General features: G+C 70.3%; 12 protein-coding genes and 1 pseudogene. 3 read left to right on the top strand and 10 right to left on the bottom strand.

Annotation, left to right across the window (positions count from 1 at the left end; all coding sequences use genetic code 11):
* The 8 genes from AC6LKG_RS20820 to AC6LKG_RS20855 form a co-directional block, all read right to left on the bottom strand.
* A partial coding sequence (locus AC6LKG_RS20820) for an FUSC family protein (protein ID WP_498167637.1) occupies positions 1 to 1,775 on the bottom strand: 1,775 nt, incomplete at its 3' end.
* Between the two features lie 22 nt (positions 1,776 to 1,797).
* Entirely contained in the window at positions 1,798 to 2,295 is a 498-nt protein-coding gene (locus AC6LKG_RS20825; RefSeq protein ID WP_498167639.1) for a YbaK/prolyl-tRNA synthetase associated domain-containing protein, read from the bottom strand.
* Positions 2,296 to 2,457: 162 nt separating this feature from the next.
* Positions 2,458 to 3,171 carry a response regulator transcription factor gene (locus tag AC6LKG_RS20830; protein ID WP_498167641.1) on the bottom strand — a complete coding sequence of 238 codons (714 nt, stop codon included), beginning with the start codon at positions 3,169 to 3,171 and terminating at the stop codon, positions 2,458 to 2,460.
* Positions 3,172 to 3,314: 143 nt separating this feature from the next.
* On the bottom strand, positions 3,315 to 4,796 hold the full coding sequence (locus AC6LKG_RS20835; RefSeq protein WP_498167642.1) for an efflux transporter outer membrane subunit: 1,482 nt from the start codon (positions 4,794 to 4,796) through the stop codon (positions 3,315 to 3,317).
* A gap of 8 nt (positions 4,797 to 4,804) precedes the next feature.
* Positions 4,805 to 5,950, bottom strand: coding sequence for an ABC transporter permease (locus AC6LKG_RS20840; protein ID WP_498167643.1), 1,146 nt, complete (start codon positions 5,948 to 5,950; stop codon positions 4,805 to 4,807).
* Positions 5,947 to 6,906 (bottom strand): ABC transporter ATP-binding protein, encoded by a 960-nt coding sequence (locus tag AC6LKG_RS20845; protein WP_498167645.1) that lies wholly within the window; start codon positions 6,904 to 6,906, stop codon positions 5,947 to 5,949. The genes AC6LKG_RS20840 and AC6LKG_RS20845 overlap by 4 nt, the downstream gene beginning before the upstream one ends.
* The gene (locus AC6LKG_RS20850; RefSeq protein ID WP_498167647.1) at positions 6,903 to 7,874 is read right to left on the bottom strand and encodes an HlyD family secretion protein; all 972 of its coding nucleotides are present in this window, start codon (positions 7,872 to 7,874) and stop codon (positions 6,903 to 6,905) included. The genes AC6LKG_RS20845 and AC6LKG_RS20850 overlap by 4 nt, the downstream gene beginning before the upstream one ends.
* 2 nt (positions 7,875 to 7,876) lie before the next feature.
* Positions 7,877 to 8,653: a TetR/AcrR family transcriptional regulator gene (locus AC6LKG_RS20855; RefSeq protein WP_498167649.1), complete on the bottom strand. Its 777-nt coding sequence runs from the start codon at positions 8,651 to 8,653 to the stop codon at positions 7,877 to 7,879.
* Between the two features lie 121 nt (positions 8,654 to 8,774).
* On the opposite strand from AC6LKG_RS20855, the gene curA reads away from it, so the two are divergent.
* The 3 genes and pseudogenes from curA to AC6LKG_RS20870 all read left to right on the top strand — a co-directional run bounded on the left by curA (position 8,775) and on the right by AC6LKG_RS20870 (position 11,231).
* The gene (gene curA / locus AC6LKG_RS20860) at positions 8,775 to 9,812 is read left to right on the top strand and encodes an NADPH-dependent curcumin/dihydrocurcumin reductase (protein WP_498167650.1); all 1,038 of its coding nucleotides are present in this window, start codon (positions 8,775 to 8,777) and stop codon (positions 9,810 to 9,812) included.
* A 9-nt stretch (positions 9,813 to 9,821) separates the two neighbouring features.
* Positions 9,822 to 10,503: pseudogene (locus AC6LKG_RS20865) on the top strand (type 1 glutamine amidotransferase domain-containing protein).
* A 113-nt stretch (positions 10,504 to 10,616) separates the two neighbouring features.
* Entirely contained in the window at positions 10,617 to 11,231 is a 615-nt protein-coding gene (locus tag AC6LKG_RS20870; RefSeq protein WP_498167652.1) for an HD-GYP domain-containing protein, read from the top strand.
* A 15-nt stretch (positions 11,232 to 11,246) separates the two neighbouring features.
* On the opposite strand, the gene AC6LKG_RS20875 is transcribed toward AC6LKG_RS20870, so the two are convergent.
* Both AC6LKG_RS20875 and AC6LKG_RS20880 read right to left on the bottom strand, forming a co-directional pair.
* Complete coding sequence (locus AC6LKG_RS20875) at positions 11,247 to 12,845, bottom strand: glycerol-3-phosphate dehydrogenase/oxidase (protein WP_498167653.1); 1,599 nt, start codon at positions 12,843 to 12,845, stop codon at positions 11,247 to 11,249.
* A 94-nt stretch (positions 12,846 to 12,939) separates the two neighbouring features.
* A complete protein-coding gene (locus AC6LKG_RS20880) occupies positions 12,940 to 13,731 on the bottom strand; it encodes a DeoR/GlpR family DNA-binding transcription regulator (protein ID WP_498167656.1) in 792 nt (263 codons plus the stop codon).
* Positions 13,732 to 13,853 lie beyond the last annotated feature (122 nt).

Consider the following 13,853-nt stretch of genomic DNA (forward strand, 5'->3'; position numbering starts at 1 on the left):
AACGCCTGCGGCTCGGGCAGCGGCTGGCCGGCGGGCAGCGACCAGGCGCTGTCGGAGATCGCATTGGCCAGCCGTTCCAGGGCTACTTCGACCGGCCACCAGGCCAGCGCCCGGCGGCTTACCAGGCGGGGTTCCGACAGGCCGCGCTGCAAGGCGATGCGCAAGTCGGACAGGCGCGAATAAGCCTGGGTGCGCAGATCGTGGCGGGCCGCGGAATCGGCCTGGAACACCGTGTTCAGGTAGGCGGCCAGGGTGTCGATGGCGTTGGCCACGGCCTGGTCCAGGTTGTGGCGCTCGATGCGCATCCATGGCAGATAGCCCACCGCCAGCACGATGGCCGCGGCTACCGCCACGTCTTCGAGCCGCGCCAGCGCGATCGGCCAACTGCCCGGTTGCAGCGCGCCGATCAGCAGCATCAGGATCGGCAGCAGGATGGCGGAAAACAAACCGTAGTTGCGCCGGATCGACCACGGCAGCAGGGCCGCCAGCGAGGTCACCGTCAGCACGCTGGCGACGCCGTTGCGGTCCAGCGCCAGCACGGTGGCGCTGATCGCCACGCCCACCACGCTGCCGGCGCAGCTTTGCAGCGCGCGGGCAAAGACCGAACCGAAATTGGGCTTGAACACCACCACCACGATCAGCGGCACCCAGTACGAACGCGGCAGCGCCACGGCGCGCGCCACGGCCTCGGCGGCGATCAGGCACAGGCCCAGCCGCAGCAGGTAGCGCAGGGTGGCGGGGCCGGGCCGGTAAGTGCGCGCCAGCACGCGCCACGGCGTGCGGGGGCGCGCGGGCGGCAGCGCGGGCACCGCGTCGGGCCGGGTCGGGCCGCTGCCCTCCAGCAGGGGGCGGGCCTGGGCCAGCGCGTCGGCCAGGGTCGTGGCGCCGGCCTCGCGCAGCGCCGCGATGTCCCGGGCAGGGGTTGGCGGGATGTCGTTCTCGACGTGGTCCGCCAGCCGGTTGACGACCCGCGCGCAGTCCCGCGGCAGCACCCGGCCGGCGCGGGCCAGCGTCAAGGCGGCGTCCGACAGCGGCGTACAGGCCTGCAATTGCGACGCCAGCCGCGCCAGGCGCGGCGAGGGGCCGGCGGCGCGGCGGCGAGCCGCCAGCAGCGTGTCGTAGGCCGTGGCCATGGCGGCTTCCATGTCGCGCCGCGCCGTCATGATGCGCGAGGTGCCGATGGCCGCGTACATGGCCGCCAGCTTGCGGTAGGCCAGTGCCACCGCCGCGCGCTCCGGCGCGATGGGATTGATCACCCAGCCCAGCAGGGTCAGCGCCAGTCCGAACAGGCCGCCCGCGCCCACCAGGACCGGCGGCACCCAGGCCGGCAGCGGTGAAATCAGGCTGGCGCCCACGATCACGTAGGTGGCGAATTGCAGGGTGGCCACGGCGGCGATGTTGTTGAAGGTGCCGATCAGGCTGGCGACCAGCACCAGCACGGTCATGCCGATGCTACCGGGCAGGCCGTGGCCGGCCAGCAGCGTGCCCAGGAAGTAGCCGAGCGCGCCGCCGAACACCGTGCTGCCGATCGACAGCGCGCGGTTGCGGTAAGGCCCGCCGTTGTCGCCGGTGACGGCCGGCAGGGCGCCCAGCGCCACCAGCGCCGCCGCGGCGCTCTGGTCCAGCAGCAGGCCGGCGGCGGTCGGCAGACCGAGCGCCAGCGCGGCGCGAAGCGCCACCCAGCGGCTGACCGGCGACGGCTCCATGTGCGCCAGGCTCATCAGCCAGCGCATATTGGTGCTGCGGACGCGGTGCGCGGCGGGCAGGTCGGGCAAGGGAGTCTCGCTGACGGGAAACCTAGCGCACCTGATCCTGGCCCTTGATCAATGGCGCCTCTTGCGGCGCGGCCAGGCGGAAGTAATCGGCGGTGGCCATCAGGATGGAAGCGTCCAGCCGGCCGGCGTTGAAGACGATTTCATCGTGCCGCAGGCGCAGGCTCGGATCCACCAGCAGATGCAGGTCGGGATTGAAGCTGAAAGGCGGAATCGCGCCGATCTCGCAGCCGGTGAGTTCGCGCGCCAGGTCCTGCGAGGCCAGCGACGCTTTCTTGCCGCCAGCGGCACGGGCGATGGCGTCCAGGTCGGCCTGCTGGTCGGCGGGGAACACGGCCAGCACATTCCTGCGCTGATTGGAAGAGATCTTGACGCGGCAGACCAGCGCCTTGGCGCCCTGGCTGACGGCGGTGCCGCGCACGGCGGCGACTTCCACCGAGCGGCCGGCGGCGGGATGCGCAATCAGGCGGTAGCGGGCCTGGTGTTCGGTCAGCAGGGCTTGCAGGCGGTCGTAGACTTCCATGGGGCGGTCAGATGGGTAATGGCGGAGGGCCGGCAATCGGACGGCCATGCCGCATCATACGTCGGCCGGCGCGCGACTGCGATGGCGCGGCAGGCAGCCGCATGCGTGGCTACCCCGGCGCGGCGGGCCCTGCCCGCCATTGCCTGCCGCGCGATGTGGCCGTCAGATGTCGCCGGTGAAGGCGTAGCCCCAGCCCCAGACGGTGCGGATCGGCAGTTCCATATTGGTTTCCTGGGCCTTGCGCCGCAACCGGCTGACCACCACGTCGGTGCGCCGCAGCGATTCGCGGCCGGCTTGCGGATCGCCGGCCAGCACGTCGCCGCGTGGCAGGCGCCTGTCGGGGCTGGCGGTCAGCTTGAGCAGGAAATCGCGCTCGGCCTGGGTCAGCGCCAGGCGTGTGCCGCGCGGGCTGACCAAAGTCCAGGCGGCGTCCTGGAACTGCCATTTGCCGTTGGGTTCGGCGGGGGCGGCGTTGCGGCTGTCGGCCTCGGCCGGGCGCCGGCCGCTCAGCGGCACGCGCCGCACCAGCGCCTGCAAGGCCGCGGCGATCTCGGCGCTGGCGACCTCGGGCGGAAAGCAGGCGTCGGCGCCGCAGTGCAGGCCCAGGATGCGGTTTTCGGGGGAGTCGAAGGTGGATACCGCGACAATGCCGGCGGTGGTGTCCATGGCGCGCAGGCCGGCGACGGCCATGCACAGGTCGGTCAGTTCGGCTTCCATCACCAGCAGCGGTGTGCGCCGAGCCTGGAACAGGCGGAACAGGCCATTGGAGTCTTCGCAGGCGCGCGGCGAGAAACCCATGCCCGCCAGCGCGCCGCAGCGCAGCGCGCGTTGGCGCGAGTCGGGCGAGAAGACGATCAGGTCTAGTAAGTCATTCATGAATCGTTGTCGAGATCAGTGCAGCTTGAGCGCATGCATGATGCATCGGATACAACGGATTCCTAAACGTCGCACAACACCATTTTCTGACCCGAATTCTCGGACATGACCGCGGAGCGCCTGCTTCGGCGCGGCCTTGCGGGCTATGGCGCGGCGCCCGCCGGGGATGGGGCGGAGGTGTTCCACCAGCCGCCTCCCAGGGCTTGCAGCAGCGCGGCGGTGTCGGCGTAGCGGGCGGCGTCGGCGGCGCCGCGGGCAATGCGCGTCTGCAGCAACTGGCGTTGGCTGTCCAGCAGATCCAGGTGGCTGATGCCACCGGCCTGGTAGCGGTCGCGCGCGATGCGGGCGGCATCGTCGGCGCGGCGCCAGGCGGTGTCGTAGGCGTCGTAGGCCTGGGCATCGGTCTGCAGCGCGCGCAACGCGTCGGCCACCTGGCGCAAGCCGTCGAGCACGGTCTGGCGGTAGGCCGCGGCGGCGGCTTCGTAGGCGGCCTGCGCCGAGCGCGTGCGGGCGCGCAGTTCACCGCCATGCAATAGCGGCTGCACCAGTCCCAGCCCCAGGTTCCAGACATTCACGCCATCGGCGATATCGCCGGCGCGGGTGCGCCGCGCCCCGAAGCTGGCGGTCAGGGTGAACCGCGGATACTGGTTGGCGGTGGCCACGCCGACCTGGGCCGAGGCCTGGTGCAGCAGGGCTTCGGCGGCCAGGATGTCGGGCCGCTGGCGCGTCAGGGCCGAGGGCACCCCGGTGGGAATTTCGGCTGGCAGCGTCAGGTCGGCCAGGCGCAGCGGCGGCGCCTGCCAGGCCGAAGGCGGCTGGCCCAGGTAGGTTGCGAGCTGATGTCGCGCCTGGGCCAATTGGTATTGCAGCGGCGGCACGCTGGCCTCGGTCTGCGCCAGCAGCAGTTCCTGGTTGCGCAGGTCGGCCTCGGCGATGCCGCCGGCCCGCAGGCGTTGCGCCATGATGTCGCGCTGGCGCTGCTGGGCCGCCAGCAGTTCGCGGGTGTCGGCCAGGCGCGCGGCCAGGTCGGCCTGGCGGATGGCGGTGGTGACGACGTTGGCGGCCAGCGTCATGCGCGCGGCCTGCAGTTCGTGCGACTGGTAGTCGACCTGCGCGGCCAGCCCCTCCAGCGCGCGGCGGTTGCCGCCGAACACATCGAGCGTGTAGGACACGTCGATCGAGGCGTTGTAGAGCGTGAACGGCGCGGGCTGCTCGGCCACCGGCACGCCGTAGGCGGACGGATCGACCTTCTGCCGGGTCGCCGACAGGTTGGCGTCGACGGCCGGCTGCAGGCGGCCGCCGGTTTCCGCGTTCAGGTCTTCGCTGGCCTGGCGCAGCCGGGCGCTGGCCTGTTCCAGCGTCGGGCTGGCGTCCAGCGCCTGCCGCACCAGCGCGTCCAGCGCGCCAGAGCGGAACAGGCGCCACCATTGCGCCGGGATGTCGGCGTCGGTGAGGCGCGGTTGGGCGCCGCTGGCGGGGGCGGCGCTGTCGGTCGGCGAGGTGTAGGCGGCGACCGGCGGCGCGGCGGGGCGCTCGAAGTCCGGTCCGACAGCGCAGCCGGGCAACAGGGCGCAGGCGGCCACGAGCGCGGCGCGGCGGGCGAAGGGCAGGTGGGGGCGGGGCATGGCGGCCTTCAATCCAGGGTGCGGCGGTAGAACTTCACGGCGGCGGTCATGACGACCACGGTGAACAGCAGCATGGGCCAGATGGTGGGCCACAGGTCCCACCAGCCGTTGCCCTTGAGCAGGATGCCGCGGATCAGCCGGTTGAAGTGGGTCAGCGGCAGCAGGTTGCCCAGGTACTGGGCCCACTTGGGCATGCCCAGGAACGGGAACATGAAGCCGGACAGCAGCATGTTGGGCAGGAAATAGAACATCGTCAGCTGCATCGCCTGCAACTGGTTCTGCGCCAGCGACGACAGCGTGATGCCGACGGTCAGGTTGGCCGCCACGAAGATCAGCGCGCCCAGGTACACCGTCACCAGGCTGCCCAGGAACGGCACGTGGAACACGAAATACGCCGCCAGCAGGATGATGGTGGACTGGATCAGGCCGATGGCGATGTAGGGCACGATCTTGCCCGTCATTACCTCCAGCGGCCGCACCGGCATGGCCAGCAGGTTCTCCATGGTGCCGCGCTCGCGTTCGCGCGTCATGGCCAGGCCGGTCATCATCACCAGCGTCATGGTCAGGATCACGCCCATCAGGCCGGGCACGGTGTTGTATTGCGAGATCTGTTCTTCGTTGTAGAGCTGATGCACGCGCACGTCGAACGGCGGCTGGCCGCCGGCCAGGTGCGCCAGCGGGCCGGTCAGGTCTTTCAGCGCCACCGCCTGCGCCAGTTGGGTGGCCGAGCCGATCGCCAGCCCGGTCGCCATCGGGTCGGTGGCGTCGGCCTCGATCAGCAGCGCCGGGCGTTCGCCGCGCAGCAACTGGCGCGAGAAGTCCGGCGGAATCGTCAGCACGAACAGCACCCGGCCCTGGGCCAGCGCGGCGCGGCCGGCCTCTTCGTCGGGCAGGGTCTCGACGATGTCGAAGTAGTCCGACGCCGTCATGGCCGCCACGAAGCTGCGCGTGAAGGGGCTGTGGTCGGCCACGATGACGGCGGTTGGCAACTGCTTGGGGTTGGTGTTGATGGCGTAGCCGAACAGCGCCAGCTGCATGATCGGGATGCCGACGATCATGCCGAAGGTGATGCGGTCGCGCCGCAGCTGCAGGAATTCCTTGAGCACCATGCTCCACCAGCGCGACCACGAGAAACCCTCCAGGTGGCGTCTCATGCCGCGCTCGCGTAGTTGTCGTCGGAGCGGTTCATCAGGTAGATGAAGACATCCTCCAGGCTGGTGTCGATGCGTTCCAGGCGCAGGTCCTGGCCGGCCACGACGTCTCGCAAGGTGCGTTCGAGCACGGCGGCGTCGCGGCCGCTGATATGCAGCGCGGTGCCGAAGGCCACGGTCTGGTCCACCCCCGGCGCATCGCGCAGCCGCTGCGCCAGCGGCACCAGGTCGTGGCCGTGGATGGCCCAGGTGGTCAGGCGCTGCTGGGCGATGACTTCGTCGGCGGTGCCCTGGATCAGCAGCTTGCCGTACGAGATGTAGGCCAGCTTGTGGCAGCGCTCGGCCTCGTCCATGTAGTGGGTGCTGACCAGCACCGAAATGCCGCGCGCGGCCAGCTCGTGCAGTTGTTCCCAGAAGTCGCGCCGCGCGGTCGGGTCGACCCCGGCGGTGGGCTCGTCCAGCAGCAGCAGGCGCGGCTCGTGCAGCAGGCAGGCGGCCAGCGCCAGGCGCTGCTTCCAGCCGCCGGACAGCGCGCCGGTGAGCTGGTTGGCGCGGGTCTGCAGGCCCAGGTCCTCGAGCGCGCGGTCAACGGTCTCGCGGCGGTTCGGCATGCCGTACATGCGGGCCACGAAGTCCAGGTTCTCGCGGATGGTCAGGTCGTCCCAGTACGAGAACTTCTGCGTCATGTAGCCGACGTGGCGCTTGATCTGGGCGCTGTCCTTGAGGATGTCGTAGCCCAGGCAGGTGCCGCTGCCCGAGTCGGGCGTGAGCAGGCCGCACATCAGGCGGATGCTGGTGGTCTTGCCGCTGCCATTGGGGCCGAGAAAGCCGAAGATTTCGCCTTCGCGCACTTGCAGCGAAACGTCGTTGACCACGTGCTTGTTGCCGAAGTGCTTGTTCAGGCCGTGCACGTCGATGACGTAGCCGGCTTCGGCCTGCGGGGCGCGAGTGTCGTTCATTGCAGCGCCGCCTCGACCGGCTGGCCGGGATGCAGCCGCGTGGCCGCCTCGGGGGCGGGCCGGGCCTCGACCATGTATACCAACTTGTTGCGGGTTTCGCGGCTGTAGATCACCGGCGGCGTGTATTCGGCTCGTGGCGAGATGTAGTCGATGCGCACCGGCACCGGCTCGCCGCAACCGTCGCAGCGCACGGTGGCCCGTTGACCGGGCTGGAGGGCGCCGAGCACGGTTTCCGGTACGAAGAAGCGCACCTTGATGTTGCCCGGCGGCAGCAGGCTGACCACCGGGCTGCCGGCCGGCACCCATTCGCCGACACGGTACAGCGTGTCGAACACCAGGGCGGCGGCGGGCGCCGCCGCGCGCTTTTGCGCCAGGGTCCAGTCGGCCTGCGCCAGCGCGGCGCGCGCCGCCTCGACCTGGGCGGCCTGGGCGCGGCGCTGGTCCTGGCGGCCGGGCAGGTTGGCCACTTCCACCTGCGCGCGCAGCTCGCGCACCCGGGCGGCGTCCGCACGGGCCTGTTCGCGGCTGTCGTCCAGTTGCGCCCGCGCCACGCCGCCGGCGCGGTACTGGGCCGTGTCGCGCGCCAGTTGCGCCGCCGACCGCCGGCTGGCGGCTTCGGCCTGGGCCAATTGAGCGCGGCTGACATCGACCTCGGGCGCGCGCTTGCCGGTGGCGATGTCCTCCAGTTGGGCGCTGGCGGCAGCCAGTTGGGCCTTGGCCTGGTCGCGCGCCGCGGTTTCGCGCGCCGCGTCCAGCGCGAACAGCGGCGCGGCGGCGGCGACCTGCTGGCCGCGTTGCACCGACAGCGTATCGAGCCGGCCGGCCTCGGACGAGGCGATATAGAGGTATTCGCCCTCGACGTAGCCCTGGTAGACGGCATCGTCGCGCTTGCCGCAGGCGGCCAACAGCGACAGGCCAAGCGCGGCGGCGACGGGCAGCGCGTAGCGCGGGAGGGAAGGGGTGCGCATGGTCAGCGTCCTGTGGCGGGCGGTTCGATGTCGGCGGCTGGCTTGGCGCGTCGGGTTCGTTTTGCCGGCGCGGCGGGCGCCTCGGGCGCCGCGGCCGGCGGGGAAAACAACCCGCCCGTGAGCATGGCAGTGGCGTGGGCGGCGATGGCGTCGTGGTCGATGGCGTGGATCCGCGGATCGTCCTGCCAGATGCGGCGCCACAGGCTCGACGTGGCCAGCGGCAGCAGGGTCAGGCCCAGGATCGACAGGAACACCAGCCGCGGCTCCACGCCCGCCGTGATGGCGCCGGCGCGCTGGCTCTCGGCGATCAGGCCGGCGAACACCTGCAAGCGCTGCGCGGGCAGGTGGCGCAAAACGCGCTCGCGCAGTTGGCCGCCTTCGTTGACGACCTCGTGCATCCACAGGGACGGCAACCAGGGCCGGTCGGCGCCGCAGCGCACGATGCGCGAGACGATTTCGGCGATGACGGCGCGCGCGGTGTCGGCGGCGCCGTCCAGGCGCCGGGGCGTCTGCGGGACCGGGCTCCAGACGTAGCCGATGACCGGCACCACGCGTTCGAGCACCACCGCGTCCAGCAACTGGTCGCGGCTCTTGAAGTAGTAGTGCAGCATCGCCGGCGTCACGCCCGCGCCCGCGGCGATGTGGGCGATGCGGGTGGCGGCCACGCCCTGGGTGGCGAACAGGTCTGTGGCGACGTCCAGTAGTTGGTCGCGCACGGCGGCGCTGTCGGGGCGGACGGGGCGGCCGGGGCGGCGCGCGAGGGAAGGCTTGGCAGGCATGGAGCAGATTCTAATTAAATAATTAATTAATTAAAAGTAGGGCGAGCGGCAGGGCTGGCCGACAGGCGGGCGGGCAGGGGTGGTGTAATGGTCGAACCGGAACAGAAGGAGTCAGCACGCCATGCCGCAATCGTCCTCCCTCAACCGCCGCATTGTCCTGGCCGCCCGGCCGCGCGGCGAACCCGCCGACACGGATTTCCGCCTGGAAACCGGCGCCGTGCCCCAACCGGGCCCCGGCCAGCTATTGCTGCGCACGGTCTATCTTTCCCTCGATCCCTACATGCGCGGCCGCATGAGCGACGCGCCCTCGTATGCCGAGCCGGTGCAGGTCGGCCAGCCCATGGTGGGCGGCACCGTGGCCCGGGTGGTGGTCTCGCGCCATGCCGACTATCCGGTGGGCGAATGGGTGCTGTCCCAATCCGGTTGGCAGGACTACGCCGTTTCCGATGGCACGGGCCTGCTCAAGCTGGGGCCGGCGCCCGAGCATCCTTCCTATTCGCTGGGCGTGCTGGGCATGCCCGGCTTCACCGGCTACATGGGCCTGCTGGACATCGGCCAACCCAAGGCCGGCGAAACCGTGGTGGTGGCCGCCGCCAGCGGCGCGGTCGGCGCGGTGGTCGGGCAGTTGGCGAAGATCCATGGCTGCCGGGCGGTCGGGATCGCCGGCGGCCCCGACAAGTGCCGCTACGTGGTCGAGCAACTGGGCTTCGACGCCTGCGTCGATCACCGCGATTCGGCCATGGCCGATCTGCTGGCCAAGGCGGTGCCGCAAGGCATCGACGTGTATTTCGAGAACGTCGGCGGCGCGGTGTTCGACGCGGTGCTGCCGCTGCTGAACGCGCGCGCCCGGGTGCCCGTGTGCGGCCTGATCTCCGCCTATAACGCCACCGCCCTGCCGGACGGCCCGGACCGCCTGCCGCTGCTGATGCGCACCATCCTGACCAAGCGCATCAAGATGCAGGGCTTCATTATCTTCAACGAATACGCGCCGCGTTTCGGCGAGTTCCGCGCGGCCATGCAGGGCCTGCTGCGCGACGGCCGCATCAAGTATCGCGAGGACGTTGTCGACGGCCTGGAGAACGCGCCGCGCGGGCTGATGGGCCTGCTCAAGGGCGAGAACGCCGGCAAGCGCATCGTGCGCGTCGGCCCTGACGCATAGGAGCGCACCATGAACATCCTGATCGTGCTGACTTCCCACGACACGCTGGGCGACACCGGCCGCAAGACCGGCTTCTGGCTGGAGGAATTCGCCGCGCCGTACTACGCCTTTCCTGGACGCGGGCGCGACCCTGACGCTGGCTTCGCCGCACGGCGGCCAGCCGCCGCTCGATCCCAAGAGCGACGATCCCGACGCCCAGACCGACGACACTCGCCGCTTCCGCCAGGATGCCGAGGCGCAGCGGCGCTTGGCCAACACGCGCCGCCTGGCCGAGGTGCAGACCGCCGACTACGACGCGGTGTTCTATCCCGGCGGCCACGGCCCGCTGTGGGACCTGGCCGAGGATCCCAAGTCGGTATCGCTGATCGAGACCATGCTGGCCGCCGGTAAGCCGGTGGCCGCGGTATGCCATGCGCCGGGCGTGCTGCGGCATGCCAAGACCGCCGACGGCAAGCCGCTGGTGCAGGGCCGCCAGGTGACCGGGTTTTCCAATACGGAGGAAGCGGCGGTGCAGTTGACCGACGTGGTGCCCTTCCTGGTGGAGGACGAACTGGCGCGGTTGGGCGGTCTCTACAGCAAAGGCGCCGACTGGCAGCCGCACGTCGTCTCCGATGGCCTCCTGATCACGGGGCAGAACCCGGCATCCTCGGTCGGCGTGGCGCAGGCGCTGCTGGAACGCCTGCAAGGCTGACCGCGTGGCCGAACGGGGGGCCGCGGCGCGCTGGAAACGCACGCGCCTGTGTCAGAATTGACACTTTCTGACACAGGCGCGCGGTTCCGTTGCAACCGCGCGCGCTTACACCGATGCCTCCAGATGTCCCCCCCAGCGCGAATGCCGCGTTTCCTGCCGGATCCTGTGAAGCGGCGCTGTTCGCCGCGATGCAGGCCCGCGATGCCGCCACCGGCCGCCATTGCCACCGCGTCGTCGCCCTGAGCGTGGCGCTGGCGCGGGCCTGCGGCCTGGACGCCGACGAGCAGCAGGCCGTCGCCGTTGCCGCCCGCCTGCATGACGTGGGCAAGATCGGCACCCCCGATCGCGTCCTGTTCTCGCCCAAGCGCCTCGAAAAAGAGGATTGGGAAATCATGAAGTCGCACGCCGCCGTGGGCGCGGGCATCATCCTGCAGAGCGACATGCCGCAGCGCGAACGCATCGCGCTGGCCGTGCGGCACCACCACGAACATTTCGATGGTTCGGGCTATCCGGACGGACTGGCCGGCCACGACATTCCGCTACACGCGCGCATCATCTCGCTGGCCGATTCCTACGACGCGCTGGGCGACGCGCGGCCCTACCACCCGGCGCGCACCCACGCCGAGATCATGCGCATCCTCAACCGCGAGGCCGGGTCCAAGTGCGATCCCGACCTGCTGCGCGCTTTCGAGGCCATGATCCAGTCCAGTCCGCTGCGCGTACCCTAGGGACCTGTGCGCGCCTCACTTCAGGCGGTAGTGCGCCGCCACGCCGGCCAGTTCCTGTAGCGTGCGCTGCTGCCAGGCGGCGTCGTGGCCCAGTTCCTCGGCCAGGATGCGCGCCACTTCGGGCGCGGCCAGCATGGCCGCCTCGGCGTCCAGGAACAGCGCGCGGTTGCGGCGCGCCAGCACGTCCTCGGCGCTGCGCGCCAGTTCGAAGCGCGCGGCGAAGCGCACGTGGGCTTCGGACAGGCCGCTGCTCTTGACCAGCATGCGCTCGGCGCCGGGCAGGGCCTTGAGCACGGGCAGGTCGCTGCCGTAGTAGCTGTCCGGCGTGCCGGCGTGTTCCTGCGACGGCGCCAGGCCGTTGGCGCCATGCAGCGCCAGCGACTCGGTGCGGCAACTCGCCTGCGTCAGCAACTGGTGCTGGATCGCGGTGTCGACCACGTCCTGCGCCATGCGGCGGTAGGTGGTCCACTTGCCGCCCGTGACCGTCACCAGGCCGGCCTGCGATACCAGAATGGTGTGCTCGCGCGACAGCGACTTGGTGGAGGCGTCGCCGGTGGCCTTGACCAGCGGCCGCAGGCCCGCCCAGACGCTGGTGACGTCGTCGCGGGTCGGCTTGCGGCTGAGATAGCGCGCGGCGGTGCTCAGGATGAAATCGATGTCTTCGGCGCCGGCTTCCGGGTCCAGCGGCAGGTCGTTGCGCGGTGAGTCCGTAGTGCCGACGATGGTGTGGCCGTTCCATGGCACCACGAACAGTACGCGGCCGTCGTCGGTCTTGGGGATCAGGATGGCGCGCTTGCCGGGCAGGAAGTCGTGCGGCAGCGTCAGGTGCACGCCCTGGCTGGGCGCCACCATGGTCGGCGCGTTCTTGTCTTCCATGCGGCGCACGCTGTCGACCCAGACGCCGGTGGCGTTGATGACGCAGCGCGCGCGCAGCGTGAAGCTGGCGCCGCCCAGCGCGTCCTCGGCGGTCACGCCATCGACCTTGCCGCCGGTGGTGGTCAGGCCGGTGGCGCGCACGTAGTTGACCGCCGTGCCGCCCAGGTCGAACAGGGTGCGCATCAGGCTCAGCGCCAGGCGCGCGTCGTCGAACTGGCCGTCGTAGTACAGCACGCCGCCCTTCAGACCGCGGCCGTTGACGTTCTCGGCCAGCGTCGGCGCGTTGGCCAGCGTCTCGCGGCGCGACAGCCAGCGGCTCGGCGACAGGTTGAGCTTGCCGGCCAGCATGTCGTACATCTTCAGGCCGATGCCGTAGAAGGGCTGGTCCAGCAGGTTGTAGGCCGGCACCACGAAGCCCAGCGGCCACACCAGGTGCGGCGCGTTGCGGTTGAGCAGGCCGCGTTCGTGCAGCGCCTCGCGCACCAGGCTGATGTTGCCCTGCGCCAGGTAGCGCACGCCGCCGTGCACCAGCTTGGTGGCCTTGCTGGAGGTGCCCTTGGCGAAGTCGGCGGCCTCGATCAGCAGGGTGCGGTAGCCGCGGCTGGCGGCATCGACGGCGGTGCCCAGGCCGGTGGCGCCGCCGCCGATGACGATCACATCCCAGGCGGGCGTGTTGTCCAGTTGCGCCAGCAGGCGGTTGCGGTCGGGCGGGGTGACGGTGGCAAGCGGTTGGTTCATAGGCTTGGGGCGGCGGGGCCGCGGGGTTCGGTGCGTTGTTTCGTTTCTGTTCGTGCCGGCCGGGAGGGGCGCAAGCGCCGCGCCCACGGCCGGGTCAAGCGGGGGCCTTGGCCGCGTTCGGCGCGGCGGCGACTTCGCAGCGCACGCCGGCGTCCAGCAGTACTTGCGCCAGCGGTTCCTGCGGATGCGCGTCGGTGAAGAAGCGGTCGATCTGCGAGATGTGCGCCAGCTCCACCATGGCCTGGCGCTTGAATTTGCTGCTGTCGGCGGCCAGCCACACTTCGCGCGACTGTTCGATGATGGTGCGGGACACGCGCACTTCGCGGAAGTCGTAGTCGCGCAGCGTGCCGTCGGCCTCGATGCCGGAGATGCCGATCAGGCCGATGTCGACCCGGAACTGGCGGATGAAGTCCATGGTGGCCTCGCCGACGATGCCGCGGTCGCGCGAACGTACCACGCCGCCGGCGACGATGACTTCGCAATCCGGGTTGTCGGAAAGGATGTCGGCCACGTGCAGGTTGTTGGTGATGACGCGCAGGCCGCGGTGGCGCAGCAGGGCGCGGGCGATGGCCTCGGTGGTGGTGCCGATGTTCAGGATCAGCGAGCAGCCGTCGGGCACGGCGCGGGCCACGGCCTCGGCGATGCGTTGCTTGCCGGCCGCGTGCAGCCCCTGGCGCTTGCGGTAGGCGATGTTCTCGATGGTCGACGCTTCGATGCGCACGCCGCCATGGAAGCGCGACAGCAGGCCGGCTTCGGACAGGATGTTGACGTCGCGCCGCACGGTCTGCAGCGTGACGTCGAAGCGTTTGGCCAGTTCCTCGATGGTGGCCGAGCCCTGGGCCCGCACCATTTCGATCAAGGCGCTTTGTCTGGGATTGAGTGTCATGTTGGCGTATTCAGTGTCACGTACGCATCATAAAACAACAAAAGCGAAAAATATTGACGCGCTGCAAGATTGTATTTTTTTCGCTTCTTGAGTAAAACGCAAAAAAAACGAAAGCGATCTGA

It is taken from the genome of Achromobacter sp. 46006, from assembly GCF_059761975.1.

Coding starts and splice junctions, on each gene's coding strand:
- AC6LKG_RS20825 (WP_498167639.1), bottom strand. CDS start 2,295: ATGGAAGTCTACGACCGCCTGCAAGCCCTGCTGACCGAACACCAGGCC.
- AC6LKG_RS20830 (WP_498167641.1), bottom strand. CDS start 3,171: ATGAATGACTTACTAGACCTGATCGTCTTCTCGCCCGACTCGCGCCAA.
- AC6LKG_RS20835 (WP_498167642.1), bottom strand. CDS start 4,796: ATGCCCCGCCCCCACCTGCCCTTCGCCCGCCGCGCCGCGCTCGTGGCC.
- AC6LKG_RS20840 (WP_498167643.1), bottom strand. CDS start 5,950: ATGAGACGCCACCTGGAGGGTTTCTCGTGGTCGCGCTGGTGGAGCATG.
- AC6LKG_RS20845 (WP_498167645.1), bottom strand. CDS start 6,906: ATGAACGACACTCGCGCCCCGCAGGCCGAAGCCGGCTACGTCATCGAC.
- AC6LKG_RS20850 (WP_498167647.1), bottom strand. CDS start 7,874: ATGCGCACCCCTTCCCTCCCGCGCTACGCGCTGCCCGTCGCCGCCGCG.
- AC6LKG_RS20855 (WP_498167649.1), bottom strand. CDS start 8,653: ATGCCTGCCAAGCCTTCCCTCGCGCGCCGCCCCGGCCGCCCCGTCCGC.
- curA (WP_498167650.1), top strand. CDS start 8,775: ATGCCGCAATCGTCCTCCCTCAACCGCCGCATTGTCCTGGCCGCCCGG.
- AC6LKG_RS20870 (WP_498167652.1), top strand. CDS start 10,617: ATGCCTCCAGATGTCCCCCCCAGCGCGAATGCCGCGTTTCCTGCCGGA.
- AC6LKG_RS20875 (WP_498167653.1), bottom strand. CDS start 12,845: ATGAACCAACCGCTTGCCACCGTCACCCCGCCCGACCGCAACCGCCTG.
- AC6LKG_RS20880 (WP_498167656.1), bottom strand. CDS start 13,731: ATGACACTCAATCCCAGACAAAGCGCCTTGATCGAAATGGTGCGGGCC.